The sequence below is a fragment of the Pseudooceanicola sp. genome (assembly GCF_041987405.1).
GTDB lineage: Bacteria > Pseudomonadota > Alphaproteobacteria > Rhodobacterales > Rhodobacteraceae > Pseudooceanicola.
This window is the reverse complement of sequence record NZ_JBHIWR010000006.1, coordinates 127,248-152,101: the sequence shown is the minus strand read 5'-3', so window position 1 is coordinate 152,101 and position 24,854 is coordinate 127,248. Positions and strand designations below refer to the sequence as shown.

Here is a 24,854-nt window from a genome sequence, read left to right as displayed (position 1 = left end):
ACCTCGTCCGCCGCTGTCCTCCCGAGCAGCGCTTCGCGTTCGCGGATGTCCGCATCGGTGATGCGCAGCTTGTGCGCGATACTCTGGGTCGGATTGGCCGGCGTCATGGTTCCTCCTGCGGCGAACATCGTGCGTCTGATTAGGTGCCGAAGCGTTATGATCTGGGTTCTCCCGGACATTTTTGCGTAAAATGGCGGCTTTCCTACGGTGTGGCGCTACGCGACCGAGGGTGCGGACCTCTTGACCCTTCGTCCGCCAGCGCCGACATAACGCCAGGACAAACGGAGACCCCATGCCCCAGAAGAACCAGGCCGCCCTCGAATTTCTTGCCACCCGCCGCTCGCATCCGCCCAAGCTGCTGACCTCGCCCGTGCCTTCCCGGGACGAGGTCGAGGAACTGCTGACCTATGCCGCCCGCTCGCCCGATCACGGGGGGCTGGTGCCCTGGCGGTTCCTGGTGATTGAGAAACCGGCGATGGCGCGGCTGGCCGATCTGGCGGAGGCGCGAGGGCGGGCCCTTGGCAAGGATGACGAAACCGTCGCCAAGGGGCGCGGGCAGTTCGACCGGGGCAACCTGGCGGTGGTCGTCGTGGAAAGCCCGGTGGAGGCCGCCAAGGTGCCGCCTTACGAGCAATCGTTGTCTGCTGGCGCGGTCTGTCTGAGCCTGGTGAATGCCGCGCTGGCCTCTGGCTGGGGGGCGGGCTGGGTGACCGGCTGGATTTCCTTCGACCGGGGCTTTGTCGAGGAGGGGCTGGGCCTGACTCCCGGCGAAACCGTGGCCGGGATCGTGCACATCGGCAGTTTCGCCTCCACCCCGGCAGAGCGGCAGCGCCCGGATGTGAAGGGGATCACGACGTGGCTTTCGGCGTAATTTTCTCCTCCTTTTTCGCGGCGCTCGGCCAGTTGGGCGATCCGCGGTTTCGCCGGGTGCTGCTTTTTGGTCTGGTGCTGACCGTGGCGCTGCTTGTGGCGGTCTACGCTGCCTTCCTCGGCTTCCTGCAGTGGAGCGTGGGAGAGGAGGCGACCCTGCCGCTGGTCGGCGAGGTGACCTGGCTGAATGACCTACTGACCTGGTCCTCGCTCGGCGTCATGCTGATCCTGTCGGTCTTTCTGATGGTGCCGGTGGCCTCGGCGATCACCTCGATGTTTCTCGATGACGTGGCCGATGCGGTGGAGGCGCGCCATTACCCCGCGCTCCCCCCGGCGGAGCGGGTACCCTTCGGGGATGCAGTGATCGACTCGATCGGTTTTCTGGGGGTGATCGTCGTGGCCAACCTGCTGGCCCTGGTGATCTATGCCTTCTTCGCGCCCTTCGCGCTCTTCATCTTCTGGGGGATGAACGGATTTCTCCTGGGGCGGGAGTATTTCACCCTGGCCGCCATGCGCCGTGTCGGGCGCGAGGGGGCCAAGCGGCTGCGGCAGAAGCATTTCCTGACGATCTGGGTGGCCGGTATCCTGATGGCGATGCCGCTGTCTGTGCCGCTGGTGAACCTGCTGATCCCGATTATCGGCGCGGCGACCTTCACGCATATCTACCACCGGCTGGACCGGCGATAGAGGCTTATTGTGCTTGGGGGGCGTCATCTTCGGGCTCGACCCGAGGATCTCCTGACACTTTTTCCTTCGTGTGACTGGATACCCCGGATCAAGTCCGGGGAGGCCGTGGCAGGCGAATGGGCTCGGGGCGGGAGATCCCGGATCAGGTCCGGGATGACCTGTCGCCGGGGGCGACAGGTCAGTTGTCCGGGTAGCGATCTTCCATGCGATTGAACCAGTCGAGATCCTCGACCGTGATCCAGCCGGAGACGATGATCCCGCCGATGATCACGAAGAGCACCACCGAGATCCCCGTGGTGATCCAGAGTTTCGCCTTGAGGTGATGCACCTCGGGCGAACCGGATTGCGTGCCCGGCGTCACCTTGCCCAGATCCTGCTGCGTCTTGAGCCGGATCGGCGCGACGCAGAGCAGGGTCATGAACCAGATGACCGCAAAGAGGACGAGGGCGGAGGTGGGGCCCATCAGACCTGCTCCAGCTCCACGAGGCAGCCGTTGAAATCCTTCGGATGCAGGAAGAGCACCGGCTTGCCATGGGCGCCGATCTTGGGGTTGCCGTCGCCCAGCACGCGCGCGCCGGTGGATTTCAGGTGATCGCGGGCGGCGATAATGTCGTCGACCTCGTAGCAGACGTGATGGATGCCGCCCGAAGGGTTCTTGTCCAGAAACCCCTGGATCGGCGAGCCCTCGCCGAGCGGGTAGAGCAGTTCAATCTTGGTGTTCGGCAGTTCGATGAAGATCACGGTCACGCCGTGATCGGGTTCGTCCTGCGGCGCTCCGACCTTGGCGCCCAGGGCATTGCGGTATTGGTCCGCCGCGGCCTGGAGGTCGGGGACGGCGATGGCGACATGGTTCAGACGTCCGATCATGGCGGCTCTCCTCGTTGGTTTGGCGTTATATGCTGTGCCGTGGCGCAAGGCGCAAGCGGGACACGGGGACGCGGTGCGTTAACGTCCTTTTCAGATTCGCCGCCTAGCCTGATCGCAAGGGGTATGAATTCCAGAAAGGAGACCCGGATGGACGACCAGGAACTGCTGCCAAGAGACCACGTTCCAACGCCGACGCGCCCGCTATTGGGGATGACAATCCTCGTGGTGGAGGACAGCCGCTACGCCAGCGAGGCGATGCGCCTGATGTGTGTCCGATCGGGCGCGCGGATCCGCCGTGCGGACTGCCTCACCTCGGCGCGACGACATCTGCAGGTCTACCGGCCCACGGCGCTGATCGTGGATGTGGGGCTGCCAGACGGATCGGGGCTTGACCTGATCTCGGAAATGACACGCGCCACGCCGCGGGTCGATGTGCTGATGGCCATGTCGGGCGAGGACAGGTGGCGCGACGCGGCGCGGGAGGCCGGGGCGGATGGGTTCCTCCTCAAACCGATCCGCAAACTGGCCAAGTTCCAGTCGGAGATCTTGCGCCAACTGCCCGAAGACCGGCGGCCTATCGGGCCCCGGGTCGTCGATCCGGAGGATGTGCGCCCCGATGCGCTGGCCTATCGCGATGACATGGCCGCGATCGCGCGCAAGCTGGGGCAGGGGGTGGATGACCGGACCGTCGGCTATGTGACCCAGTTCCTCAGCGGGGTGGCGCGGGCGGCGCGGGATGACGTGCTGCTTGACGCGGTAGACTCACTGCGACGGGACCGAACCTGCGACGGGCCGAGCGTGGCCCAGGTTCGGCGGCTTGTCGGGCTTGTCCAGGACCGCATCGGGGAGCGTGTGACCATTTGAGGGCGCAAGGCCGTGGCGTTGCCGGGTCTGATGTCGTGAGCCTGTGAATGCCATTGCCTGTTAAAGACTGCGTGGTTCGCCGTCGTAGGCGCCTCTGATCCAGCCCAGCCGCATGATCGCCGAGGCTTGTCGCCCGCCCCGTGACAGGTCATATCCGGCGGATGGAAGATCAGTCTCTCGATGCCTTCATGGCTGTGGCCCGCCGTGTGGTGGAGGAATTGCCCGACCCGTTCCGGCGCCACGCGCGCGCGGTGCGGCTTCTGGTGGCGGAGATGCCGGAGGCGGAAGTGCTCTCCGACCTCCATATGGGGGACCCGCTGGAGTTGACGGGGCTTTACGAGGGTATCCCCCTGACGGAAAAGCACCTTTGGGATCCGTCGGGCGAGCCGGATACGGTCTGGCTGTTTCGTCGTCCCATTCTGGCGGAATGGCGGGACCGGGGCGATGTGGCGCTGGAGGATCTGATCGCCCATGTCACGGTGCATGAGTTTGCGCATCATTTTGGCTGGTCGGATGAGGATATCGCCACGATCGACCAGTGGTGGGAATAGCGGGCGATGTGGGCCAGGCTGCGACCTGTTACCTCGGCGTCGTCGCGCCCTGATGGTGCGTGCGGGGCTTCGGTCGGGTCGCGGCGCTCGCGCAGCGGCGCGGCAGGGTAAGCGGCGCGGCGGGGTATTGACGGCGCGATGTCCTACAATCACGGGGGGCGGAGGTCGGCGATGAAAGTCTGGCGCTCTTCTGGACAAGTTTCGCGCGGAAACAGCAGGTTTGGCCAAGATCGCGACTGACCGCCGTTGCGCAGGTTTGGCACACTCAATGTACCGCCCGTCAGAAGGCCCCCATGGCCAAGCCCGCGCCAAGGGCGGCACCCAACTCGCGGCAAAGGTCGAGGTCGTCTTCGGGGATCGTCTTCTTCGCCAGGATCGCCTCGGGGCTCTGCGCATGGGTGCAGATGATCAGCGGCGCCTGGACTTCGCGCAAGCGCCAGCCCTGGGCGATCCGCGCGGTCTGGCGGGCGGCGTTTTCGCCGTCGGATCCGGCGCAGACCATCTGGGCATAGGGGCGGCCCTCGATCCGGCCGAGGGCGGGGTAGTAGCAGCGGTCGTAGAAGTCCTTCATCACGCCCGCGATGGCGGCGAGGTTTTCCGGTGCGGCAAAGAGATAGCCGTCGTTTGAAAGGAGGTCGTCGGGCCCGGCCTCGGCAGCGGTGAGGAGGGTGGTGTCGACCTCGGGCTGCGCGGCGGCATGGGCGGCTTCGGCCATCTGGCGGGTGCCGTCGGTGAAGGAGTGGTAAACGATGAGAAGGCGGGGCATGGGCGGATGATAGGGGTCCGGGGAGGGGATGTCAGCAACCGGTCCGTGTCCCGGGCTGGCCCCGGGACCACAGCGGGGCTGTGCTTGCCAGGGCGGCGGCCCCGGCGCGGGGGCCGGGGCATGGCTCAGCCGTCCCGCCAGCGGTTCACGATCGGGTAGCGGCGGTCCAGCCAGAAGGCGCGTTTGGTCAGGCGGGTGCCGGGGGCGGACTGGAAGCGTTTGTATTCGCTGATGTAAATCAGATGCTCCACGCGTTTGGCATCGGCGCGGTCATAGCCTGCGGCGACGCAGTCCTCCACCGAACCTTCCAGGTCCACGAGGATTTCCAGGATCGCGTCCAGAACCGGATAATCGGGCAGGGAATCGCTGTCCTTCTGGTCCTCGCGCAGTTCGGCCGAGGGGGGCTTGGTGATGATGCGGTCGGGGATGACCTCTCCCGCCGGGCCCATCATCCAGTCGCGGTGGTTGGCGTTGCGCCAGCGGCATTGTTCGAAGACACGGGTCTTGTAGAGATCCTTGATCGGGTTGTAGCCGCCCGCCATGTCGCCGTAGATCGTGGCGTATCCGACGGCGACCTCGGACTTGTTGCCGGTGGTCAGCAGCATTTCCCCGAACTTGTTCGACAGCGCCATGAGCAGTAGCCCGCGCAGGCGGGACTGGATGTTTTCCTCGGTCACATCGGGCTTCGTGCCTTCGAAGAGCGGGGCGAGCGTGTCGGTGATCGCCTGCCGCCCCTGCGAAATCGGGACGAAGTCGTAGCGACAGCCGAGGTTCTCCGCCACGGCCTTGGCGTCCTCCAGCGAGTGCTCGGACGTGTATTCGGACGGCAGCATGACACAACGCACGTTCTCCGGCCCCAGGGCATCGGCGGCGATGGTGGCCACGATGGCGCTGTCGATCCCGCCCGACAGGCCGAGCAGCACCTTGCCGAAGCCCGTCTTGCCGCAATAGTCGCGCAGGGACTGGACCATGGCGCGGTAATCCTGTTCCCAGGCGTCGGGCATATGGGCCATCTCGCCCGGCTCGATCTGCCAGCCCTCGGCGTTGCGGGTCAGGTCGATATGGGCGATCTGCGCGTCGAAGACGGGCATGTGAAAGGCCATCTTGCCGCCGGGGTTCAGCCCGAAGGTGCCGCCGTCGAAGACCTGGTCATCCTGTCCGCCCACCATGTTCAGATAGATCAGCGGCAGCCCGGTTTCGACCACCCGCGCGACCATGTGGTTGTAACGGGTGTCCATCTTGCCACGATAATAGGGCGATCCATTGGGCACCAACAGGAACTCCGCCCCAGTTTCGGCCAGGGTTTCCGGTACGTCCGGGTGCCAGGCGTCTTCGCAGATCGGGCTGCCGATGCGGGTGTTGCCGACCGAATAGGGCCCGCCCAGGGGACCACTGTCGTACAGGCGCACCTCGTCAAAGACCGTCTCGTTTGGCAGGTTGTGCTTGAGGATCCGGCTGACGATCTTGCCGCCGGTCAGGATGTAATAGGCATTGTAGAGCCCGGCGCCTTCCAGCGCGGGGCCGCCGATCGCCAGGCTGGGGCCGTCGGCACAGTCCTGGGCCAGTTGTTCGATCGCGGCGATGGCGGTCTGGTGAAAAATCGGTTTCTCGATCAGGTCCTGGGTCTGGTAGCCGGTGATGAACATCTCCGGCAGGGCGACCAGATCTGCGTCGGCCTCCTTGCCCCGGATCCAGGCGTCGCGGGCCTTCGCGGCATTGCCCGCGATATCGCCCACGGTCGGGTTCAACTGGGCCAGCGTGATGCGGAAGCGGTCGGTCATATGGGGCCTTTTCGTCTATCCTTGCGCCTGCTTACCGGCACGTGTTCGTGAGGGAAAGGTGATTTGGGCGAAAGGCATTGCGGCGCGGGGTGTCGGCGAATAGGTTTTCCGCGGCCCGGTGCGCAAAGATACCGGGGCAGGGAGAGAACATGACCATGACGCGACAGTCCTTTGGAAGGCTTCTATCCGGTACGGCATTTGCAATGTCCTTGGCACTGGCGACCGCTGCGCAGGCGCAGGAGGTCCAGACCAAGCAATATGACGACGGCGGCGTCTATGAGGGCACGTTCAAGGACGGGCTGCAGCATGGCACCGGCACCTATACGTTGCCCAATGGCTACGAATACACCGGCGACTGGGTCGAGGGCGAGATCCGCGGCCGCGGCATCGCCAAGTTTCCCAATGGCTCGGTCTACGAAGGCGAATTTGCCAAGGGCAAGCCGCAGGGCGTGGGCAAGATCACCTTTTCCGATGGCGGCACCTATGAGGGCGACTGGGACGAGGGCAAGATCAACGGCCGGGGTGTCGCGCATTACGCCAATGGCACCAGCTACGAGGGCGAGTTCTTCAACGCGATGCATCACGGCAAGGGCGTGATGACCGCGCCCGGCGGCTATGTCTATGACGGCGAATGGGTCAATGGCGTCAAGGAGGGCCAGGGCACGATCACCTATCCTGACGGCGCCGTTTATGTCGGCCAGATCGTGCGCGGCGCGCGCGAAGGGCAGGGCAAGCTGACCATGCCGGACGGGCTGATCTACGAGGGCACCTGGCAGAACGGGCAGATCGACGGGATCGGCACGCTGACCCAGCCCAATGGCGATGTCTACGAAGGCGCGCTGGTCGAGGGGCGGCGCGAGGGCCGGGGCAAGGTCACCTATGCCAACGGCGATGTCTACGAGGGCGATTTTGCCGATGACATGCGCCATGGCCAGGGACGCTTCACCGGGACCGACGGCTATATTTTCGCAGGCGACTGGGTGCGCGGCAAGATCGAGGGGATGGGCCGCGTGACCTATCCGGACGGGTCGGTCTATGAGGGAGAGTTCCGCGATGACCTGGCGAACGGCATCGGCAAGATCACCTATCCGGACGGGGCCACCTACGAGGGCCAGTGGAAGGACGGTTTGATCGACGGCAAGGGTCTGGCCACCTATCCGAGCGGGCTGACCTATGAGGGCGAGTTCGTGGCGGCGCAGAACGAGGGGTACGGCGTGATGACCTACCCCGACGGCTACCGGTACGAGGGCCAGTGGGTCGGTGGCGAACGCCAGGGCGAGGGCAAGGCGACCTATCCCGACGGCACCATCTACAAGGGCGACTTTGTCGGTGGCGAGCGGCATGGGCAGGGCACGATCACCATGCCCGACGGCTTCACCTATACCGGCGGCTGGGAAGACGGAGAGATCACCGGGCAGGGGGTTGCGACCTATGCCAACGGCGATGTCTACGAAGGCTACTTCGAGGCCGGTCGCCGCCAGGGGCAGGGCGTAATGAAATATGTCTCGGGCGAGCAGGAAGAGGGCGACTGGGTCAACGGGGCGCTCAGGGCCGAGGAAGGCGAGGCGACCGAGGATGGCGCCACCGAAGACGGGGCGCAGGCCGCGTCGGAATAGGGGGTTCCCCTTCAATCACGCCGTTCGCGGTTTAACCGTCACCCTCGGGCTTGCCCCGAGGGTCTCCTGCCGAAGCGAGCAGCGCTTGACAGGGAGATCTTCAGGTCAAGCCCGGGGATGACAGGTCTCTAGCGTCGCCCAGGCCCGTAAATCCGCTGGAGACAGCGGTTTATCTACACGAGCCGCCTGTCAAATGCCGCTTCCCTTCGCCACGACAACCCGCTAAGAGACCCGCATGACAAGGCTGGCCCATATCCCTTCGATCCGACGCCGACGCACCCGCGCCTGACGTCCCGCCTGCCTGTCCGCGCCATTGGGCGCATCATACCCCTAGATTGTTGACTTTGCCCCGGGGCTTATGCTTCCTCAGGGCTTCCTGTATAAGAGGATAACGCGATGATCCCGTCCGTTCTGCCGACCTATTCCCGTGCGCCCCTTCATTTCGTGAAGGGCGAAGGCTCCTGGCTGATAGAGGAGGACGGGCGTCGTTTCCTCGACCTCGGCTCCGGTATCGCCGTCGCCGCGCTTGGCCATTCCAACCCGGTGGTGGTGGATGCTCTGGTCAATCAGGCGCAGAAGCTCTGGCATGTCTCGAACCTCTACGAGATCCCGCAGCAGCAGGCGCTGGCCGACAAGCTGGTGGATGCGACCTTTGCCGATACGGTCTTCTTCACCAACTCGGGCACGGAAGCGACCGAGCTGGGCGTTAAGATGGTGCGCAAGTACTGGTACGAAAAGAGCCAGCCGGACCGGGTGGAGATCCTCACCTTCACCGGCGCTTTTCACGGCCGCTCCTCCGCCGCCATTGCCGCCGCACCGACCGAAAAGATGGTCAAGGGCTTCGGGCCGCTGCTGCCGGGGTTCAAACAGCTGCCCTTCGGCGACATGGAGGCGCTGAAGGCCGCCGTGACCGACAAGACCGCCGCCATCCTGATCGAACCGATCCAGGGCGAGGGCGGTATCCATGTGCTGCCCGACGATCAGATGAAGGCGATCCGCAAACTCTGCGACGAGACCGGCACGCTGCTGGTCCTGGACGAGATCCAGTGCGGCATGGGGCGGTCTGGGCGGCTCTTTGCCCATGAATGGGCGGGGGTGACACCCGACGTTATGTTGGTGGCCAAGGGCATCGGCGGGGGCTTCCCCCTCGGCGCGGTGCTGGCGACCGAGGATGCGGCCTCGGGCATGGTCGCAGGCACACATGGCTCGACCTATGGCGGCAACCCGCTTGGCTGTGCCGTGGGGCTGGCGGTGGTCTCCGCCATCACCGAAGAAGGCTTCCTCGACGAGGTGCGGCGCAAGGCCTCGACCCTGCGTCAGAAGCTCGAAGGGCTGGTCGCTGACAACCCCGATGTCTTCGAAGAGGTGCGGGGGCAGGGCTTCATCCTCGGGCTGAAAACCAAGGTGGCCCCGGCGGATTTCGTCAAGGCAGGCTATGCGGAGGAATTGATCACGGTGCCCGCCGCCGACAATGTCGTACGCCTGCTGCCCGCGCTGACGCTCTCGGAGGATGAAATCGCCGAAGCCATCGCCCGCCTCGACAGGACCGCGAAACAGATCGCCAGGGGCTGATCTTCATCTTGCCAGAAATACTCCGGGGTCGCGGCCATCGCAAATGGCCGCGGGAGGGGCAGAGCCCCTCTCCCCCGACCCGCCACAGGACCGACCGATGAACCATTTTCTCGACATTCACACCACCACACAATCCGACCTCAGGCAGATGATCGACGACGCCCGTCAGATGAAGGACGCCCGTGCCGGACGGCCCAAGGGCGCGCCGGATGACGAGCTGCCCCTCGACGGCCGCATGGTCGCACTGATCTTTGAAAAACCCTCGACCCGGACGCGCGTGTCCTTCGACGTGGGTGTGCGCCAGATGGGCGGCCAGACGATGGTTCTTTCCGGACAGGACATGCAGCTGGGCCATGGCGAAACGATCGCAGACACCGCCCGGGTGCTGTCGCGCTATGTCGACATGATCATGATCCGGACCTTCGATGAATCCGTGCTGCAGGAGATGGCGGAGTATGCCTCCGTTCCCGTCATCAACGGGCTGACCGACCGGACCCACCCCTGCCAGATCATGGCGGATGTCATGACATTCGAGGAACATCGCGGCCCGATCCAGGGCAAAAAGGTGGTCTGGATGGGCGACGGCAACAATGTCTTTGCCTCCTTCCTGCACGCAGCGCAGCAGTTCGACTTCTCGCTGACCTTTTGTGGGCCGCAGCAGCTGGACCCGGATCGCGAGTTCGTGGACATGGCGCGGGATGCCGGGGTTGATTTCACGATCCAGCGCGACCCCTGGCGGGGGGTCGACGGCGCGGACCTCGTGGTCGCGGACACCTGGGTGTCGATGCATGACGCGCAGTCCTCGCGCGAGCGGCGGCACAACCTGCTGCGCGCCTACCAGGTCAATGACCGGCTGATGGAGGCGGCGGGGAAAGACGCGCTCTTCATGCACTGCCTGCCCGCGCATCGCGAGGAGGAGGTGACCTCGTCGGTCATGGACGGCCCGCAATCGGTGATCTTCGACGAGGCTGAGAACCGGCTCCATGCGCAGAAAGCCGTGATGCGCTGGTGCCTGGAGGCCTAGAGGCGCCGAAGCCCCGCCATGCCCCGGCCCCCGCGCCGGGGCCGCTTTGTTCCAGCGGGGCGTTCGGGTGTGGTGACACGGCGTACGTCGGGGAGGCCCCGGCGCGAGGCCGGGGCAGGACGGGGCTTGCGGATCGGTTGGAGCGCTGTCCGGGTCGCCACGCCCCGGCCCCCGCGCCGGGGCCGCTCTGGTCCAGCGGGGCATTCGGGTGCGGTGACCCGCCCTGCACCAGCGAGGCCCCGGCGCGGCGGCCGGGGCGCGGCGGTGTTTACCGCCGCGGTTTCGCCCTGAGCGTCGGATCGGCCTGTGTGGGGTCCTCGGGCCAGGGGTGTTTGGGGTATTGCGCGCGCATGTCCTTGCGCACGTCGGAATAGCTGCCCGCCCAGAAGCCGGGCAGGTCGGCGGTGGTCTGGATCGGCCGCCCGGCAGGCGACAGCAGCGTGACCTTGAGGGGCGTCCGGCCCACCACCGGATGCGTGGTCTGGCCGAAAAGCTCCTGTAATCGCAGCGATATTTCCGGCGGGTCAGAGGCATAGTCGATCGGGATCCTGCGGCCCAAGGGCGTGGTGAAGGAGGCGGGGGCGAGACGGTCGAGTGTTTGGCTCTGACCCCAGTCGAGCCGGGCCTTGAGCGCAGGCAGGATGTCGAATTTCCGCCAGCCCGCCGCGTCCTTCACCCCCTGCAGGTATGGCAGCAGCCAGTCCTCCAGCTCTGCCATCAGCGTGTCATCGTCAAAGGCAGGCAGACCCGCATCGGCCCCGGCCAGCCTGGCCCGGGCGAGGAAGAGCCGCGCCTTGTCGGAGATCGTCAGGCCCAGATCGCGCACCCCGTCCAGCATCGCCTCGGCCACGGCCTCCGGCGGGGCGTCCTTCCAGATCCGGTCGTCCAGGACGGCGGCCCCCAGTCTTTCCTGCTGACGGGCCACGACGCGGCGGTTGCGTTTCGACCAGGCGCAACTGTCGATCCAGGCGGTGCGGTCGGGGAAGACGGCGCGGATCTCAGTGGCGCTGATCTGCACGGCCTGGCGGATCCTTGCCTCGCGCGGGTCGCCGTCGAGGTCGGTGGCGACGAGAAAGGGGGCGCCCGACAGGGTGTCGCCCTCGGGCAGGACCGCACCCTTGCCGCCCGACAGGACATAGCGCGGCTGATCGCCCTTGCGGCGCTGGCCGATGCGGTCGGGATAGGCGAGGGCGGCCATCTCGGCCAGCGGCATGTCGGGCGCGTCGGGGGCGAGGCGGGCGAGGCGCCGGGCCTCTTCGCGGATGCGGGCGAGGGCGCCGCGGTCCGGCTGCCAGGGGTGGCGGTCGCTGTAGCGGCGCAGGTCGGTCAGCGCCTCGATCCGCAGGGTCAGATCCGTGGGGGCGCTGCGCGGCAGGGGATCGCGGTCGGCCAGGAGGGCGGCAAGGGGCGCCGCCTGTTTTCCGGCACGAGCCAGCATATTGGCCAGGCGGGGATGGGTCGGCAGGCGGGCGAGGGCGCGGCCATGGTCGGTGATCAACCCCGCCTCATCCAGCGCGCCGAGGTCGGTCAGCAGGGCCTGCGCCTCCGCATAGGTGCCGGGGTTGGGCGGGGTCAGCAGCGGCACGCCTTCCGGCCCCGCGCCCCATTGCGCGAGGTCGAGGGCGAGGGGGGCGAGGTCCGCCGTCTCGATCTCCGGCGGGGCGAAGGCGGGCAGGGCGCCGTCCTCCCCCTTCGTCCAGAGTCGATAGCAGGTGCCCTCGGCCACCCGGCCTGCGCGGCCCGCGCGCTGTGTCGCCTCGGCCTTCGAGACGCGTTCGGTGACCAGCCGCGACATGCCGGAGCCGGGATCAAAGCGGGCGCGGCGGGCGCGGCCCGCGTCGATGACCACGCGCACGTCCTCGATGGTGAGCGAGGTTTCGGCGATGGAGGTGGCGAGGACAATCTTGCGGCCCTTTTCCGCCGGGCGGATCGCGGCGCGTTGCGCGGGCAGGGGCATCGCTCCGAAGAGCGTGTGGAGGTGGGTGTCCTTTGGCAGGCGGTCCTTGAGGCGGGCCTCGGTGCGGCGGATTTCGCCCTCCCCGGGGAGGAAGACGAGGATGCCGCCGTCGGTCTCCGGCAGGGCCGCGAGGACGGCCTCGGCGGTGATCTGGTCGATGCGCGCGTCCCTGGGCGCGGGGCGGTCCAGGTAGCGGATGTCGACCGGAAAGGCGCGCCCCTCCGAGGTCAGGATCGGCGCCTCCATCAGCGCGGCCACCGGCGCGGCGTCGAGGGTGGCGGACATGGCCAGCAGGAGCAGGTCATCGCGCAGCGCACCGGCGATCTCCAGCGACAGGGCAAGGCCGAGGTCGGCGTTGAGCGAACGTTCGTGGAATTCGTCGAAGATCACCGCGCCGATGCCGGTCAGTTCGGGGTCGGACTGGATCATCCGGGTGAGGATGCCTTCGGTCACCACCTCGATCCGCGTGGATTTGGAGGTCCTGGCCTCGCCCCGGATGCGGTAGCCGACGGTCTGGCCCGTCTCCTCCCCCAGGGTGGTGGCCATCCGGTCGGCGGCGGCGCGCGCGGCCAGGCGGCGGGGTTCCAGCATGACGATCTTCTTGCCGGTCAGCCCGGCCTCCAGCATGGCGAGTGGCACCCGCGTCGTCTTGCCCGCGCCGGGCGGGGCCTGCAGGACGGCGCGGCCATGGTCGCTCAGGGCGGTGATCAGCCCGGGCAGGGCGTCGTCAATGGGCAGGGGCGTGCGGCTCATGGCGGTCTTATCGGGGATTGTGGGGGCGGATGCCAGATGGGTTGCGGGCTGATGGGCTGAATGAAGGCATGTGATTTTGGCGGCGTGCGAACGCACTGAGGGCGGCGCATTGGCTTCCGCAATCTGGATCCAAGATTGGTGTGTATTGCATAGGGCAGCATAGACCCGCGGGGTGGCGCGAAAGCGCCGCCCCATGGGGGCGGGTCGGCGCTGCCCGGCGTGCCGCCGGGCGGGACCCTTGGTCGACGCTTCGAAAAGGCATTGGTTGGAGCCAGCGGTCAGAAGGAGGGGTGCTTCGTCGTAGCCGCCGATCCATTCGTGTTTTGCCGAAGGACGTTTCATTCTGCCATCCCCTGTAGCGTCCCTCCCCCAACCGGGTTGCCGCCCGCCGGGGGGCGGGGCATACATCGGGACGGATCAGACGGGGGACCGCATGGACATCGCAGCGCTGGCTGACAAGATCGCATCGGGTGACCGACGGAGCCTTGCGCGGGCGATCACGCTGGTGGAATCGGGGCGAGCCGATCACCGGGGGCAGGCGGTGGAGCTGCTGGAGACGCTGGCGCGACGTGACGGGCCGCAGGCGCTACGGGTCGGGCTATCCGGGACGCCGGGGGTTGGCAAATCCACCTTTATCGAGGCCTTCGGCATGATGCTGACCGCGCGCGGACTGAGGGTGGCGGTTCTGGCGGTCGATCCCTCCTCGGCCCGGTCAGGCGGCTCTATCCTGGGCGACAAGACCCGGATGGAGCGGCTGTCGCGCGACCCGCTGGCCTATATCCGGCCCTCGCCCTCGCAAAGCCAGCTGGGCGGCGTCGCGCGCCGCTCGCGCGAGGCGGTGGCGCTATGCGAGGCGGCGGGGTTTGACGTGGTTCTGGTGGAGACCGTCGGCGTCGGCCAGTCGGAGACCATGGTGGCCGAGATGACGGACCTTTTCCTGCTGCTGCTGGCCCCGGCGGGGGGCGACGAGTTGCAGGGTGTCAAACGCGGGATCATGGAAATCGCGGATATGATTCTGGTCAACAAGGCGGATGGAGAGCTGAAATCCACCGCGACCCGGACCTGTGCGGATTACGCGGGCGCGCTGCGTCTGCTGCGCAAACGGCCGCAGGACCCGGAGGGGTTCCCCAAGGCGATGACCGTCTCGGCGGTGGAGGAAACCGGGCTGGACAAGGCCTGGGAGGAGATGCAGGCGCTGACCGCCTGGCGGCGCGAGGCGGGGCTCTTTGAAGCGCGGCGTGCGGAGCAGGCGCGTTACTGGTTCGGCGAGGATGTGAAGCAGGGGTTGCTGGCCCGGCTGGAGGCCCCTGGTGCGCGGGAAGAGATGGCGCGGCTGGCGGAGGCCGTGGCGTCCGGGGAGATGACGGCGACGGCGGCCTCGGAAGAGATGCTGGACCGGCTGAACCGGTAATGCCGGGCGTATTTGGACAAAAATGAAAGGGCCGGTCGGGGGCCGTTCCGGAGCAGGTGCCAAAAGCGCGGTAGCGGGTCTTGACGAGTCGCGGGAAGGCGCGTATCAGGCCCGAACTGAATTGGGGGCACGCCCGCAAAGGCTGTGCCCATTTGTTTTCCGAAAGTGGGCGCGACCCTTCGCCCCGACAGATGAGACGAGGAGTGACCCCATGTCGCGCCGCTGCGAACTGACCGGTAAAGGCCCGATGACTGGCAACAATGTCAGCCATGCCAACAACAAAACCCGCCGCCGGTTTCTGCCGAACCTGAATGACGTGTCCCTGCGCTCCGAAGCGCTTGGCCGCAACATCAAGCTGCGTATTTCCGCCGCAGCCCTGCGCACCGTGGATCACCGCGGTGGCCTGGACAAGTTCCTGGCCAAGGCGAAAGACAGCGAGCTGTCCGCCAACGCACTGAAAGTCAAAAAAGAAATCGCAAAGACCCAGGCCGAGGCCTGATCTTTCCGCGACGGATTTCGCAGCCCCGTTCCTGTATAGGGACGGGGCTGTTTCCGTTTGTCGCAATTCCCTTTTCCCGCAAAGCGGCGTAGCGAGGGGGCATGAGCCTTTTGCGCCGTCATATCTGGGCCTGGGTCCTGAGCCTGCTGATCGTCCTGACCGGACAGGCAGCGGCCGTAGCTCATGCGGCGCCCGGACCGTCCGGGCAGGTGGAACTCTGCACCGGCTCCGGCCCGGTCATGGTGTATGTGGATGCGGAGGGGCAACCGACAGGCGCGCCCGTCTACTGCCCGGATTTCGCACTATCGCTGATTCTCGCCCTGGACACGCCGGGGGCGCTTGCCCTGCCGGTCGATCTGGCGATCTCCATCCTGCGGGCCCGGCCGATCAGCATCACGGCACGCTCGCTGGATCTGCCGGGGGCACTGGCGCGGGGGCCGCCGTCCGTCATCTGACTTTCGCAGGAAACACTCAGATCAAAGGACACGACATGACATTCCGTACTTTTGCCCTTGCCGGGCTTTCCACCCTTGCCCTGACCTCTGCCGCCTGGGCCGAAATCATGATCCACGACGCCTATGCCCGGTCCTCCGGTCCGACGGCGATGGCCGGTGCGGCCTTCATGGAGATCAAGAACACCGGGGATGAGGACGACCGCCTGATCGCCGCCCGCGCAGATGTGGCCAAGCGGGTCGAATTGCACACTCATATCGAAGGCGCCGATGGCGTGATGAAGATGCGCGAAGTCGACGGCGGCATCGTCGTCGCTGCGGGAGAGTCCCATCTGCTGCAACGCGGGGGCGATCATGTGATGTTCATGGGGCTGACCACCACCTTCGAACAGGGCATGACGATCCCGGTCACTCTAGTCTTTGAAAAGGCCGGGGAGATCACCGTCGAGGTGCCGGTCGATCTGGAGCGGCAGGGCGGTATGGACCATGGGTCGATGGACCACTCCAAGATGAAGCACTCGAACTGAGCAGACCTTCGGCTGTGTCCCGGCCCCCGCGCCGGGACCTCCCACGGGTCTCCTCTGCGTGTATCGGAGAGGGGCCCCGGCGCGGGGCCGGGGCAGGCGGGTCAGTTTGACAGCAGTTCCGCCACCCATGCGGGGACGGTCTGTGTGGCAGGGCCGAAGCGGGTTTCGGCAAAGTCCGACACGACGGCGGAGGGCTCCAGGTTGATCTCCACCGTATGGGCCCCTGCGCGGTTCGCCTCCTGCACGAAGCCCGCCGCCGGGTAGACATTGCCGGAGGTGCCGATGGCGGCGAAAATCGTGCAGGCCGACAGCGCCTCGAAGATCTCCTCCATGTGATAGGGCATCTCGCCGAACCAGACGACATCGGGCCGGGCTTCGGGCGCTGTGCAGGCGGGGCAGGGATGGCCGGGCTGCATTTCGACGGGGGCATCCCATCTGTGACCGCAGGTCGCGCAGAGAGCCCCGGCGAGGCGGCCATGCATATGCAGCACCTGCTCCGAGCCGCCCTTTTCATGCAGGGCATCGACGTTCTGCGTCACCAGCGTGACAAGGCCGGGAAAGTCGCGTTGCAGCCGGGCGATGGCCTGATGGGCAGCGTTGGCTTCGACCCGGGCGGCCTTTTGGCGGCGAGCGTTGTAGAAGGCGTGGACGAGGGCGGGATCGGCGGCAAAGCCTTCTGGGGTTGCGACCTCCTCCACCCGGCGGTTCTCCCAAAGGCCGCCCGCGCCGCGAAAGGTGCCCATGCCGCTTTCGGCGGAGATGCCCGCGCCGGTGAGGATGACGATCTGCTCCATGTTTGCTCCTGTTGCCTGGCCGGGATAAGGATAGCCCATGGCCGTGCCGCAACGCATCCTCTTTGTCTGTCTGGGAAATATCTGCCGCTCTCCGGCGGCGGAGGGCGTGATGCGGGCCATGGCCGAAGGGCGTGACCCGGGGTTGGTTCTGGACAGCTGCGGCACCGGCGGCTGGCATGTGGGCGATGCGCCTTATGGTCCGATGCAGGCGTCGGCCGGGCGGCGCGGGTACGACCTCTCGGACCTGCGCGCGCGGCAATTCACGGCGGGCGATTTCGCGCGGTTCGACCTGATCCTCTGCATGGATTCGGCCAACCTGCGCGATGTCGAGGCGCATCGGCCCGCCGGGGCGGACACGCCGGTGCGGCTCTTCACGGATTTCGCGCCGGAGCGCGGGGCAGAGGCCGTGCCTGACCCCTACTACACGCGCGATTTCGACGGGGCGCTCGATCTGATCGAGGCCTGTGCAGAGGGTCTGCTTAGGTCCTGAGGGATCAGGAGGAGCAGCTCTGCGTCGCGGCGGCGCCGAAGTTCTGGTATTTCCGCCAGAAAACCTCATGCGAGGAGCTGTCGGACATCTTGATGTCCTGTGCCATCTGCGGCTTGCGGAAGATCTTGGCCGCCAGGCGTTGATCGCCGCGGTCCAGCGTCTGGTTGGCGACCTGCTGCAGGCAGCCACACAGCGCATAGCTGCGGGCGTTGCGGTCGGAATCCATGCAGGCGCGGCTGATCGGTCCGGCCTGAACTGGTATGGATGTAAGGAAAAGCGCGGCGGTCGCCGCTACAATCGAAATGCGCATGTCGTGCCTAAGTCCCGATTTGTGTCCCCGGACCGGGTTTGCCCCGGCCATTACTGCGTTTTCTTTGCCCGTCCGCCATAGGCGAACGCCGTGCTTATGCCTGACTCCGGCGAATTTTTCAACTTTTCCACAGGGGCAATGTGGCGCGGGCAAATGTCCGCCTATTGGCGGTGCGATCTTGGGGGAAGTCGCGACGGGGCGAGGGGAGACCGCCCGGCGTTGCCGTCGGGCTTTGGGCACTTATCGTCGGGTCTTGAGAGCGGTCATTGTCCAGAGCGATGGTCGCCCTTGGCATCCACAATGCAGGCCGGGGGCGGGGTGCCCCCGGTGCCCCTTCAGGTCGTGGAGCCGTACCAGCCGCCGATCCGAACCTCTGTCTCCGACCCGGCCTCGTTCAGCAGGCGGGTGAAAAGCTCCGGATCGCTGTCGCGGTAGTGGTAGGGATAGACGACCTTGGGGGCGAATTCCGCCACGGCGCTGGCGGCCTGGCTCTCGTCCATGGTGTAGGGCAGGTTGAAGGGGACAAAGGCGATGTCGATATCCGTCAACGCGCGCATTTCGGGGATGTCTTCGGTGTCACCGGCGATGTAGATGCGCAGCCCGTCGACAGATAGGATATAGCCGTTGTCGCGCCCTTCCGGATGATACTGCAGACGGTCCTCGGTCAGGTTGTAGGCCGGGATCGCCTCGATCGGCAGGCCGCGGCCCTCGCCGCTGTCGCCGTTGGACATGGAGGTCGTCTTGGCCTTCATCTCCTCGGACAGCTTTTCAAAGACCGTCGGGTTGGCGATCATCGTCACGTTGTCATGCCACAGCCCGTCGAGCGTTGCCTGATCGTAGTGATCACCGTGGTGGTGGGTGATCAGGATCAGGTCCGGGGCAGGATAATCCTCGTATTTCTCCGCTCCGCCGACCGGGTCGTTGTAGATCACGCCCGCCGGTGTCTCCATCACGAAGGAGGCGTGAGAAATGGGGTGGATCGCGATCTCGCCATTGGCGGTCTTGAACATATCGCCGCCCATGGCGCCGTGACTTTCGGCCAGGGCAGCATAGGGCCGGATGAGGCTGGCTCCGGCGGCTGCGGCGCCCGTCATCAATCCGGACATTAGAACTTTGCGTCTCGTCGGCATGGTCGTCCCTCCCTGTTTGGATATCGGGAAGGGTAGTGTGGCGGCGCAGATGGGCCTTTCACGAATGCGTCATCGCCGGGGGGATCACTCGTCGTTTCCCCCTCCGCCGCCGAGGGCGAGGCCAAGCGCCACGCCGATCGCGGCCCCCAGGGCGACCCCCATAGCGATGTTGTCCATGGCGACACCAAAGGCGGTTCCGGTGCCTACCCCGATCGCTGTCCAGGACCCCATGTTCATGTCTTGCCTCCTTGAGGCAGAGGTAGCCGGGCGCCGAGGAAGGACAATTGTTCCGGGCCTATCAAGCCATCTTCCACGCCCCTCAAACCTCTGCTATCTGACCGCCTCATGACTGACCTCAAACATATCCGCAACTTCTCCATCGTTGCCCATATCGACCACGGGAAATCCACCCTGGCCGATCGTCTGATTCAATCGACGAATACCGTGTCGGAACGGGAGATGAAAGAACAGCTCCTCGATGCGATGGACATCGAGCGGGAACGCGGGATCACCATCAAGGCCAACACCGTGCGCATCGAATATATCGCGCAGGATGGCGAGACCTATGTGCTGAACCTGATCGACACGCCCGGACATGTGGACTTCGCCTACGAGGTCTCGCGCTCCATGCGGGCGGTCGAGGGGTCGCTGCTGGTGGTCGACTCGACGCAAGGCGTGGAGGCGCAGACCCTGGCGAACGTCTATCAGGCGATCGACGCGGATCATGAGATCGTGCCGGTGCTGAACAAGATCGACCTGCCCGCGTCCGAGCCCGAGCGGGTGAAGGAACAGATCGAGGATGTGATCGGCATCGACGCCAGCGAGGCGCTGCTGGTCTCCGCCAAGTCCGGCGTCGGCATCCCCGAAACGCTGGAGGCGATCATCGCCCGTCTGCCCGCGCCGCAGGGCGAGCGGGACGCGCCGCTCAGGGCGATGCTGGTGGACAGCTGGTATGACCCCTATCTCGGCGTTGTCGTGCTTGTCCGGATCATGGATGGCGTTCTGAAAAAGGGCGACCAGATCAAGATGATGCAGACCGGGGCGAAATATGCCGTCGACCGGATTGGCGTCTTCCGTCCCGCCATGCAGAACGTGACCGAACTGGGCCCGGGCGAGATCGGATTTCTCACCGCGCAGATCAAGCAGGTGCGCGACACCAAGGTCGGCGACACGATCACGACGGAGAAGAAGGGCTGCGAAAAGCCGCTGCCCGGCTTCAAACCCTCTGTCCCGGTGGTCTTCTGCGGCCTCTTCCCGGTGGACAGTGCCGAATTCGAGGACCTGCGCGACGCGATCGAGAAGCTGGCGTTGAACGACGCCTCCTTCTCCTATGAAATGGAAACCTCCGCCGCGCTCGGCTTCGGCTTCCGCTGCGGTTTCCTGGGTCTCCTGCATCTGGAAGTCATCCGCGACCGGATCGAGCGCGAATATGACATCGAGCTGATCACCACCGCCCCCTCGGTGATCTACCATGTCTACATGCGCGACGGTCAGATGATCGAGCTACACAACCCCGCCGACATGCCCGACATGACCCATGTCGACCGGATCGAGGAGCCGCGGATCAAGGCGACGATCCTCGTGCCGGACGAATTCTTGGGCGATATCCTCAAGCTCTGCCAGGATCGCCGCGGTATCCAGATGGAGCTGACCTATGCGGGCAGCCGGGCGATGGTGGTCTATGACCTGCCGCTGAACGAGGTGGTCTTTGATTTCTACGACCGGCTGAAGTCTGTGACCAAGGGCTATGCCTCCTTCGACTATCAGCTGATCGGTTATCGCGAGGACAACCTCGTCAAGATGTCGATTCTGGTGAACGACGAACCGGTCGACGCGCTGTCGATGATGGTCCACCGCGACCGGGCGGAGATGCGCGGGCGCTCGATGTGCGAGAAACTGAAAGAGCTGATCCCGCGCCACATGTTCAAGATCCCGATCCAGGCGGCCATCGGCGGCAAAGTGATCGCGCGGGAGACCTTGTCTGCCCTGCGCAAGGACGTGACCGCCAAGTGCTATGGCGGCGACGCGACGCGGAAGCGGAAGCTGCTGGACAAGCAGAAGGCCGGGAAGAAGAAGATGCGCCAGTTCGGGAAGGTGGATATTCCGCAGGAAGCGTTTATAAGTGCGTTGAAGATGGATAGTTAGGTTCGGTTGGGAAAAGGTGGGCTAGAATGTTTCAGTTGATAAATGGATTGTCTGCCATTGTTGTGGCGTTGACCTTTAGTCCGGCTGTGGCTGTTGCGCAAAGCTACAAGCATTTTCTTGCGGAGGAGGAACTGGTAATCCCAAAGGGTTATGTCCCAACGGCTATTCCAAGCCCGGCGGAATACCTGAAGGCCTCACGGCGAAACTCCATCGCTTTTGTGAACTCTTCCAACAAGGGAATAATTCTTCGACCTGATGGCAAGGCTTTTGGAGTGATAGGTGGAAGCGCTTATCGCACCCAAGACGCCAAGCTTGTTTCGATCAAGGGAGAGCAGATATGTATCGAGTACCCAAAGTGGCATTACAAGGAAACAGGTGAAAAAACCGTCGAGTGCATGACACTGTACTCGAATGGCGAAGATTATCGATGCCTGTCGTCTTTCCCCAATATGCCTCATTCCGCACGGGCCCACGGTCGGCGGGTCCTTTGGGAGTGTTCCATAAAAGCCCTTAACCGGTAGGCACCGTAGGGTGCGTGCTTGCACGCACCAACCGCCCAACCTTAACCAATCCGCGCCAATGGTGCGTGCAAGCACGCACCCTACGGGTCGGTGAAACGGTTGTCTCGATGCACGGATGAATAGGGCCAATCCCGTGCCCGTTCGACCAGCCCGTGCTTCACCGGATTCCACCAGCAATACTCCGTCAGAGCCGCTTCCTCCGCCTCCGACCTCACATGATGTTCCCAGAACCGGCGTTGCCATATCCCACGTTCGGCGCGGGCGATGTGGCTGGGGCGGCGCGGACCCATGGGGCAGGCGCGGGACACGCGGGTCTTGATCTGGCGCCAGCGCAGGGCGTAATCCGCATCACCGTCGGGAAGGCGCCAGATGCAATGCATGTGCTCGGGCAGAACGACCCAGGCCTTAATCTCGAAAGGATGGGCCCTGCGGGTGGTCTGGACGGCGGACCGGAGGAGGTCGATGCGGCGGGTCAGCAGGTCGCTCGACCGGTCGGCCAGGGCGACGGTGAAAAAGATCGTGGCCCCGGGGAGCCTCGGGCGGCGGTAATTCGGCATTCCGCCACTATGTCGGGCTATGGTTAACCGGCTGTTACGTAGGGTGCGTGCTCGCACGCACCGCTGGCGTTTGCTTCAAGGTGTGGTGCGTGCAAGCACGCACCCTACGCGAGGCTTTGTCGCAATCTTCTTGAGATTACTAGCCCGACCCGCCCGGCTGACCGCCGCGCTGCACCCGCCCAGGCAGGCGCAGCCCTCAATGCACCCGAAGCCTGAGTCCCTCCGCAGCCTCCGCAACATTGCCCACTTGCCCGAAGCCCTCATGCGTGGGACCATGCCGCTTTATTTCCGGCATGACCTCCTGGACCCAGCCCATGAAGCCTTTTATCCTATGTCTTTCCGCCGCGCTGCCGCTCCTCGCGGGTTGTGCGGCCACAAACACCCTCTCGACCGCTTCGGATGCGGGGCTCTGTGCCCGTGCGACCAGCCCTTTCTGTGCCTTCGTCAACGCGCCGTTGCGGCTGGCCTCGGATGTGGTGCAGCTGCCGCGCAGGCCCTATCCTTTCCGGCCGCTGGCGCAGGATCTGACCTTTGTCGACCGGCAGCAGCGGGTCTGGGTCGCGCCGCAGGGAATCCTGACCGATGGTGCCTCGATCCCGCCGGCCTTTGTCGCCGTGGTGGGGCAGCCCACGGACCCGGCCTTTGCCATGGCGGCGGCGATCCATGACAGCTATTGCGGTGTCGGGAACGAGGGTACGCCCTATTTCCACACCCGTCCCTGGCGCGACACGCACCGCATGTTCTATGAGGCGCTGCGCGTTGGCGGGACAGCCGAAAAGCGGGCGAAGACCATGTTCGCGGCGGTCTACATGGGCGGGCCGCGCTGGCTACTGGTGCGGCCCCATCCGGAGGTCACGGGCCAAGGTCGGCGCGAAACCCTGTCCAGCCGCAATGTCCGAGGCGGGATCGACCGGCCGGAACTTTGGCATGTGCCCGAGGCGGAGCTGCAGGCGAAGCTGCGGGCCATCGTGGCGGAGATCGAGGCGGGCGATCCGTCGATTTCCGGGATCGAGGGCATGGTGGAGGAGGCCGTGGCGGACCTGTTAAGCCAATATCCCGCCGGTGCGGTTGGCGATGTCTCCGGCCCGGACCCCGATGATAGCTATCGGGGAGGTGACGACAGCACGAGTGGCAGTTCGGTCGGCTCCCTCAGCGTGAGCGTGAGTGCGAGTATGGGTTTGAACCGCTGATCCAGATCAAGGTTGGATACATTCGGATATGGCTATCAGATCCCCGTGTAACCACACCCGGAGGTCCCGCCATGCTGCGCCTGGCATCCATCTTGTATTCGCTGATCGGCACGACCCTTGCCGGGTCCGCCGTGATTGTCGCCCTGGTGAGCGGGCAGGACAGGCTGTGGCCGATTGTCATTGGCGCGGCGCTCGGGTTTCTCGCGGCGCTGCCGGTGACCTATCTGGTGGCCAAGAAGATCTATTCCGCCTAATCGTCCCCCGCGGCGAGGAAGGCAGAGATCGCGGCGAGGAACTCCTCCGGCTTGTCGGCATGCAGCAGATGCCCCGCGCCGGGCAGTTTCGCCAGCATGGCCTTGGGGAACAGGGCCTTGATCCTGTCGCGGTGCGCCGATGTGACGTAATCCGACGCGCCGCCGGAGAGGAAGAGGGTCGGGCCCTCGTGGGTCGCGTCGATCTGCGGAAAACCGGTGAGCTTGTCCATCTCGCGACGCAGGACGGGCAGGTTCAGCCGCCACCGCTTGTTCGGCAGGTCGAGGGATTGGGTGAAGAACCCGGCATAGGCCGGGGAAATCCCGAGGGAAACGAGGTGGCGATCGGCCTCCGACCGGCGGGTCGTGGTGTCCAGATCGACGCTTTCCATCGCGTCGATCTTGTCGATCTGGCTGTGCTCATATGCGACCGGGGCGATGTCGGCGACGATCAGGCGGCGCAGGCCCTGCGGCCGGGTCAGGGCCAGGACCATCGCTGCCTTGCCGCCCATGGAATGGCCCAGCAGATCGGCGATGCCCAGGCTCTGGATGACCTCGGACAGGTCGTCGGCGAGGTCGAAATAGCTGTGGCTGTCCATGAAGGGGCTGTCGCCGTGGTTGCGCATGTCCAGCGTCACGACGGTGCGGGTGTCAGACAATTTGCGCGCGACCCCGGCGAAATTGCGGGACGAGCCAAAGAGGCCATGTGCGATGACAAGCGGGGTGGAGCCGGGCGGGCCGTCGAAGCGGATCGTATTGAGCATGGGGACAGCGTAATTCCAGCGGGGCGGAGATGCCAGCGCAGTTGAGCGCTGCGAGGCAGCCATGTAGTTTCATGTCAGAGGTGCGGCGCGATGTTCGACGAGGCCAGATTCGACCGGCGAGTTCAGGAGGCCCTGAGGGCCCTGAAGAAGTCCTTTGGCGGCTCGCCCAGGGATTTGCGCCAGGCGTTGTCCCGGGCGGGGCGCCGGTTGCCGCTGAGGGCGCGTAAGGCGGGGGCAGAGATCCTGTCGGCACAGGGGCTGGCGGGCCATCCGAAACTGCAGCAGCAGCTGGACAGCCGAAAGCTGGACCTCGCGTTCGATCGGCTGATTGCCGGGGCGAAGTCCGTCGACGTCGGCGAGCTGCGCAAGCAGTGGCTGTTGGGCGCGCTGGCCGCGGCGGTATTCAACGTGCTTTTGTTTCTGGGGCTGTTCCTGGCCTTTGCCCATTGGCGCGGGCTGATCTGACGGGGGCTGTGCAGGGGGTCGGACTGGCGGCTGGGTGCCC

The 24,854-nt window shown here is 65.5% G+C and carries 28 protein-coding genes; 17 read left to right on the top strand and 11 right to left on the bottom strand.

The genetic code is table 11. From position 1 onward, the window contains the following. The first annotated feature begins 292 nt into the window (after positions 1-292). Both ACFC2Y_RS15420 and ACFC2Y_RS15415 read left to right on the top strand, forming a co-directional pair. Positions 293-871, top strand: a complete 579-nt coding sequence (locus tag ACFC2Y_RS15420) for a nitroreductase (RefSeq protein WP_375175462.1) — start codon at positions 293-295, stop codon at positions 869-871. After that, positions 856-1,557 carry an EI24 domain-containing protein gene (locus tag ACFC2Y_RS15415; RefSeq protein WP_375175461.1) on the top strand — a complete coding sequence of 234 codons (702 nt, stop codon included), beginning with the start codon at positions 856-858 and terminating at the stop codon, positions 1,555-1,557. Before ACFC2Y_RS15420 ends, ACFC2Y_RS15415 begins: the two co-directional genes overlap by 16 nt. A 178-nt stretch (positions 1,558-1,735) precedes the next feature. Here ACFC2Y_RS15415 and ACFC2Y_RS15410 read toward each other — a convergent pair whose 3' ends face one another. Both ACFC2Y_RS15410 and mce read right to left on the bottom strand, forming a co-directional pair. Continuing rightward, the gene (locus ACFC2Y_RS15410; protein ID WP_375175460.1) at positions 1,736-2,020 is read right to left on the bottom strand and encodes a DUF1467 family protein; all 285 of its coding nucleotides are present in this window, start codon (positions 2,018-2,020) and stop codon (positions 1,736-1,738) included. Next, on the bottom strand, positions 2,020-2,424 hold the full coding sequence (gene mce, locus ACFC2Y_RS15405) for a methylmalonyl-CoA epimerase (protein ID WP_375175459.1): 405 nt from the start codon (positions 2,422-2,424) through the stop codon (positions 2,020-2,022). Before mce ends, ACFC2Y_RS15410 begins: the two co-directional genes overlap by 1 nt. Before the next feature lie 147 nt (positions 2,425-2,571). On the opposite strand from mce, the gene ACFC2Y_RS15400 reads away from it, so the two are divergent. Together ACFC2Y_RS15400 and ACFC2Y_RS15395 are read left to right on the top strand one after the other, a co-directional pair. Then, on the top strand, positions 2,572-3,288 hold the full coding sequence (locus ACFC2Y_RS15400; protein ID WP_375175458.1) for a response regulator: 717 nt from the start codon (positions 2,572-2,574) through the stop codon (positions 3,286-3,288). 161 nt (positions 3,289-3,449) lie between these two features. Further along, the gene (locus ACFC2Y_RS15395; RefSeq protein WP_375175457.1) at positions 3,450-3,839 is read left to right on the top strand and encodes a metallopeptidase family protein; all 390 of its coding nucleotides are present in this window, start codon (positions 3,450-3,452) and stop codon (positions 3,837-3,839) included. A gap of 280 nt (positions 3,840-4,119) precedes the next feature. Here the strand turns inward: ACFC2Y_RS15395 and ACFC2Y_RS15390 are convergent, their stop codons facing one another. Then, positions 4,120-4,605, bottom strand: a complete 486-nt coding sequence (locus ACFC2Y_RS15390; protein ID WP_375175456.1) for a flavodoxin family protein — start codon at positions 4,603-4,605, stop codon at positions 4,120-4,122. Between the two features lie 125 nt (positions 4,606-4,730). Continuing rightward, complete coding sequence (locus ACFC2Y_RS15385) at positions 4,731-6,386, bottom strand: NAD+ synthase (RefSeq protein ID WP_375175455.1); 1,656 nt, start codon at positions 6,384-6,386, stop codon at positions 4,731-4,733. Between the two features lie 149 nt (positions 6,387-6,535). Here ACFC2Y_RS15385 and ACFC2Y_RS15380 point away from each other — a divergent pair, with 149 nt between their 5' ends. The 3 genes from ACFC2Y_RS15380 to argF all read left to right on the top strand — a co-directional run bounded on the left by ACFC2Y_RS15380 (position 6,536) and on the right by argF (position 10,598). Beyond that, entirely contained in the window at positions 6,536-8,002 is a 1,467-nt protein-coding gene (locus ACFC2Y_RS15380) for an MORN repeat-containing protein (protein ID WP_375175454.1), read from the top strand. Positions 8,003-8,398: 396 nt separating this feature from the next. Then, the gene (locus ACFC2Y_RS15375; protein ID WP_375175453.1) at positions 8,399-9,574 is read left to right on the top strand and encodes an aspartate aminotransferase family protein; all 1,176 of its coding nucleotides are present in this window, start codon (positions 8,399-8,401) and stop codon (positions 9,572-9,574) included. Between the two features lie 97 nt (positions 9,575-9,671). Then, positions 9,672-10,598 carry an ornithine carbamoyltransferase gene (argF, locus tag ACFC2Y_RS15370; protein ID WP_375175452.1) on the top strand — a complete coding sequence of 309 codons (927 nt, stop codon included), beginning with the start codon at positions 9,672-9,674 and terminating at the stop codon, positions 10,596-10,598. Positions 10,599-10,866: 268 nt separating this feature from the next. On the opposite strand, the gene hrpB is transcribed toward argF, so the two are convergent. Next, positions 10,867-13,308: an ATP-dependent helicase HrpB gene (gene hrpB, locus ACFC2Y_RS15365; protein WP_375175451.1), complete on the bottom strand. Its 2,442-nt coding sequence runs from the start codon at positions 13,306-13,308 to the stop codon at positions 10,867-10,869. Positions 13,309-13,741: 433 nt separating this feature from the next. Here hrpB and meaB point away from each other — a divergent pair, with 433 nt between their 5' ends. From meaB to ACFC2Y_RS15345, 4 genes are all read left to right on the top strand, one after another. Beyond that, positions 13,742-14,719, top strand: coding sequence for a methylmalonyl Co-A mutase-associated GTPase MeaB (gene meaB, locus ACFC2Y_RS15360; RefSeq protein WP_375175450.1), 978 nt, complete (start codon positions 13,742-13,744; stop codon positions 14,717-14,719). Between the two features lie 211 nt (positions 14,720-14,930). Then, complete coding sequence (gene rpmB, locus ACFC2Y_RS15355; RefSeq protein ID WP_375175449.1) at positions 14,931-15,218, top strand: 50S ribosomal protein L28; 288 nt, start codon at positions 14,931-14,933, stop codon at positions 15,216-15,218. Between the two features lie 101 nt (positions 15,219-15,319). After that, positions 15,320-15,673, top strand: coding sequence for a hypothetical protein (locus ACFC2Y_RS15350; RefSeq protein ID WP_375175448.1), 354 nt, complete (start codon positions 15,320-15,322; stop codon positions 15,671-15,673). A gap of 35 nt (positions 15,674-15,708) precedes the next feature. Continuing rightward, complete coding sequence (locus ACFC2Y_RS15345; RefSeq protein WP_375175447.1) at positions 15,709-16,197, top strand: copper chaperone PCu(A)C; 489 nt, start codon at positions 15,709-15,711, stop codon at positions 16,195-16,197. A gap of 101 nt (positions 16,198-16,298) precedes the next feature. On the opposite strand, the gene ACFC2Y_RS15340 is transcribed toward ACFC2Y_RS15345, so the two are convergent. Further along, on the bottom strand, positions 16,299-16,991 hold the full coding sequence (locus ACFC2Y_RS15340) for an NAD-dependent deacylase (RefSeq protein WP_375175446.1): 693 nt from the start codon (positions 16,989-16,991) through the stop codon (positions 16,299-16,301). Between the two features lie 43 nt (positions 16,992-17,034). Here ACFC2Y_RS15340 and ACFC2Y_RS15335 point away from each other — a divergent pair, with 43 nt between their 5' ends. Then, positions 17,035-17,481 carry a low molecular weight protein-tyrosine-phosphatase gene (locus tag ACFC2Y_RS15335; RefSeq protein WP_375175576.1) on the top strand — a complete coding sequence of 149 codons (447 nt, stop codon included), beginning with the start codon at positions 17,035-17,037 and terminating at the stop codon, positions 17,479-17,481. A gap of 4 nt (positions 17,482-17,485) precedes the next feature. Here ACFC2Y_RS15335 and ACFC2Y_RS15330 read toward each other — a convergent pair whose 3' ends face one another. The 3 genes from ACFC2Y_RS15330 to ACFC2Y_RS15320 all read right to left on the bottom strand — a co-directional run bounded on the left by ACFC2Y_RS15330 (position 17,486) and on the right by ACFC2Y_RS15320 (position 19,158). Continuing rightward, the gene (locus ACFC2Y_RS15330; protein ID WP_375175445.1) at positions 17,486-17,791 is read right to left on the bottom strand and encodes a hypothetical protein; all 306 of its coding nucleotides are present in this window, start codon (positions 17,789-17,791) and stop codon (positions 17,486-17,488) included. A gap of 335 nt (positions 17,792-18,126) precedes the next feature. Next, a complete protein-coding gene (locus ACFC2Y_RS15325) occupies positions 18,127-18,921 on the bottom strand; it encodes an MBL fold metallo-hydrolase (RefSeq protein ID WP_375186454.1) in 795 nt (264 codons plus the stop codon). A gap of 84 nt (positions 18,922-19,005) precedes the next feature. Further along, positions 19,006-19,158, bottom strand: a complete 153-nt coding sequence (locus ACFC2Y_RS15320) for a hypothetical protein (protein ID WP_375175443.1) — start codon at positions 19,156-19,158, stop codon at positions 19,006-19,008. A gap of 108 nt (positions 19,159-19,266) precedes the next feature. Between ACFC2Y_RS15320 and lepA the strand changes: the two genes are divergently transcribed. Together lepA and ACFC2Y_RS15310 are read left to right on the top strand one after the other, a co-directional pair. Beyond that, positions 19,267-21,066 carry a translation elongation factor 4 gene (gene lepA / locus ACFC2Y_RS15315; RefSeq protein ID WP_375175442.1) on the top strand — a complete coding sequence of 600 codons (1,800 nt, stop codon included), beginning with the start codon at positions 19,267-19,269 and terminating at the stop codon, positions 21,064-21,066. 26 nt (positions 21,067-21,092) lie between these two features. Next, entirely contained in the window at positions 21,093-21,587 is a 495-nt protein-coding gene (locus ACFC2Y_RS15310) for a hypothetical protein (RefSeq protein WP_375175441.1), read from the top strand. Positions 21,588-21,667: 80 nt separating this feature from the next. Here the strand turns inward: ACFC2Y_RS15310 and ACFC2Y_RS15305 are convergent, their stop codons facing one another. After that, positions 21,668-22,144, bottom strand: coding sequence for a transposase (locus ACFC2Y_RS15305; RefSeq protein WP_375175440.1), 477 nt, complete (start codon positions 22,142-22,144; stop codon positions 21,668-21,670). A gap of 314 nt (positions 22,145-22,458) precedes the next feature. Between ACFC2Y_RS15305 and ACFC2Y_RS15300 the strand changes: the two genes are divergently transcribed. Together ACFC2Y_RS15300 and ACFC2Y_RS15295 are read left to right on the top strand one after the other, a co-directional pair. Beyond that, positions 22,459-23,334, top strand: coding sequence for a DUF1353 domain-containing protein (locus ACFC2Y_RS15300; RefSeq protein WP_375175439.1), 876 nt, complete (start codon positions 22,459-22,461; stop codon positions 23,332-23,334). Between the two features lie 71 nt (positions 23,335-23,405). Next, complete coding sequence (locus tag ACFC2Y_RS15295; protein ID WP_375175438.1) at positions 23,406-23,588, top strand: CTP synthetase; 183 nt, start codon at positions 23,406-23,408, stop codon at positions 23,586-23,588. On the opposite strand, the gene ACFC2Y_RS15290 is transcribed toward ACFC2Y_RS15295, so the two are convergent. Continuing rightward, positions 23,585-24,349 (bottom strand): alpha/beta fold hydrolase, encoded by a 765-nt coding sequence (locus ACFC2Y_RS15290; RefSeq protein WP_375175437.1) that lies wholly within the window; start codon positions 24,347-24,349, stop codon positions 23,585-23,587. The genes ACFC2Y_RS15295 and ACFC2Y_RS15290 overlap by 4 nt on opposite strands. Positions 24,350-24,439: 90 nt before the next feature. Between ACFC2Y_RS15290 and ACFC2Y_RS15285 the strand changes: the two genes are divergently transcribed. After that, complete coding sequence (locus ACFC2Y_RS15285) at positions 24,440-24,814, top strand: hypothetical protein (protein ID WP_375175436.1); 375 nt, start codon at positions 24,440-24,442, stop codon at positions 24,812-24,814. Positions 24,815-24,854 lie beyond the last annotated feature (40 nt).

What these genes read in the sequence shown, in the direction of transcription:
- hrpB (WP_375175451.1), bottom strand. Translation starts at nt 13,308, where the DNA reads ATGAGCCGCACGCCCCTGCCCATTGACGACGCCCTGCCCGGGCTGATC.
- mce (WP_375175459.1), bottom strand. Translation starts at nt 2,424, where the DNA reads ATGATCGGACGTCTGAACCATGTCGCCATCGCCGTCCCCGACCTCCAG.
- ACFC2Y_RS15305 (WP_375175440.1), bottom strand. Translation starts at nt 22,144, where the DNA reads ATGCCGAATTACCGCCGCCCGAGGCTCCCCGGGGCCACGATCTTTTTC.
- ACFC2Y_RS15340 (WP_375175446.1), bottom strand. Translation starts at nt 16,991, where the DNA reads ATGGAGCAGATCGTCATCCTCACCGGCGCGGGCATCTCCGCCGAAAGC.
- ACFC2Y_RS15290 (WP_375175437.1), bottom strand. Translation starts at nt 24,349, where the DNA reads ATGCTCAATACGATCCGCTTCGACGGCCCGCCCGGCTCCACCCCGCTT.
- ACFC2Y_RS15420 (WP_375175462.1), top strand. Translation starts at nt 293, where the DNA reads ATGCCCCAGAAGAACCAGGCCGCCCTCGAATTTCTTGCCACCCGCCGC.
- ACFC2Y_RS15285 (WP_375175436.1), top strand. Translation starts at nt 24,440, where the DNA reads ATGTTCGACGAGGCCAGATTCGACCGGCGAGTTCAGGAGGCCCTGAGG.
- ACFC2Y_RS15300 (WP_375175439.1), top strand. Translation starts at nt 22,459, where the DNA reads ATGAAGCCTTTTATCCTATGTCTTTCCGCCGCGCTGCCGCTCCTCGCG.
- rpmB (WP_375175449.1), top strand. Translation starts at nt 14,931, where the DNA reads ATGTCGCGCCGCTGCGAACTGACCGGTAAAGGCCCGATGACTGGCAAC.
- ACFC2Y_RS15295 (WP_375175438.1), top strand. Translation starts at nt 23,406, where the DNA reads ATGCTGCGCCTGGCATCCATCTTGTATTCGCTGATCGGCACGACCCTT.
- ACFC2Y_RS15345 (WP_375175447.1), top strand. Translation starts at nt 15,709, where the DNA reads ATGACATTCCGTACTTTTGCCCTTGCCGGGCTTTCCACCCTTGCCCTG.
- ACFC2Y_RS15310 (WP_375175441.1), top strand. Translation starts at nt 21,093, where the DNA reads ATGTTTCAGTTGATAAATGGATTGTCTGCCATTGTTGTGGCGTTGACC.
- lepA (WP_375175442.1), top strand. Translation starts at nt 19,267, where the DNA reads ATGACTGACCTCAAACATATCCGCAACTTCTCCATCGTTGCCCATATC.
- argF (WP_375175452.1), top strand. Translation starts at nt 9,672, where the DNA reads ATGAACCATTTTCTCGACATTCACACCACCACACAATCCGACCTCAGG.
- ACFC2Y_RS15410 (WP_375175460.1), bottom strand. Translation starts at nt 2,020, where the DNA reads ATGGGCCCCACCTCCGCCCTCGTCCTCTTTGCGGTCATCTGGTTCATG.
- ACFC2Y_RS15380 (WP_375175454.1), top strand. Translation starts at nt 6,536, where the DNA reads ATGACCATGACGCGACAGTCCTTTGGAAGGCTTCTATCCGGTACGGCA.
- ACFC2Y_RS15400 (WP_375175458.1), top strand. Translation starts at nt 2,572, where the DNA reads ATGGACGACCAGGAACTGCTGCCAAGAGACCACGTTCCAACGCCGACG.
- ACFC2Y_RS15375 (WP_375175453.1), top strand. Translation starts at nt 8,399, where the DNA reads ATGATCCCGTCCGTTCTGCCGACCTATTCCCGTGCGCCCCTTCATTTC.
- ACFC2Y_RS15325 (WP_375186454.1), bottom strand. Translation starts at nt 18,921, where the DNA reads ATGCCGACGAGACGCAAAGTTCTAATGTCCGGATTGATGACGGGCGCC.
- ACFC2Y_RS15330 (WP_375175445.1), bottom strand. Translation starts at nt 17,791, where the DNA reads ATGCGCATTTCGATTGTAGCGGCGACCGCCGCGCTTTTCCTTACATCC.
- ACFC2Y_RS15385 (WP_375175455.1), bottom strand. Translation starts at nt 6,386, where the DNA reads ATGACCGACCGCTTCCGCATCACGCTGGCCCAGTTGAACCCGACCGTG.
- ACFC2Y_RS15320 (WP_375175443.1), bottom strand. Translation starts at nt 19,158, where the DNA reads ATGAACATGGGGTCCTGGACAGCGATCGGGGTAGGCACCGGAACCGCC.
- ACFC2Y_RS15390 (WP_375175456.1), bottom strand. Translation starts at nt 4,605, where the DNA reads ATGCCCCGCCTTCTCATCGTTTACCACTCCTTCACCGACGGCACCCGC.
- ACFC2Y_RS15395 (WP_375175457.1), top strand. Translation starts at nt 3,450, where the DNA reads ATGGAAGATCAGTCTCTCGATGCCTTCATGGCTGTGGCCCGCCGTGTG.
- meaB (WP_375175450.1), top strand. Translation starts at nt 13,742, where the DNA reads ATGGACATCGCAGCGCTGGCTGACAAGATCGCATCGGGTGACCGACGG.
- ACFC2Y_RS15350 (WP_375175448.1), top strand. Translation starts at nt 15,320, where the DNA reads ATGAGCCTTTTGCGCCGTCATATCTGGGCCTGGGTCCTGAGCCTGCTG.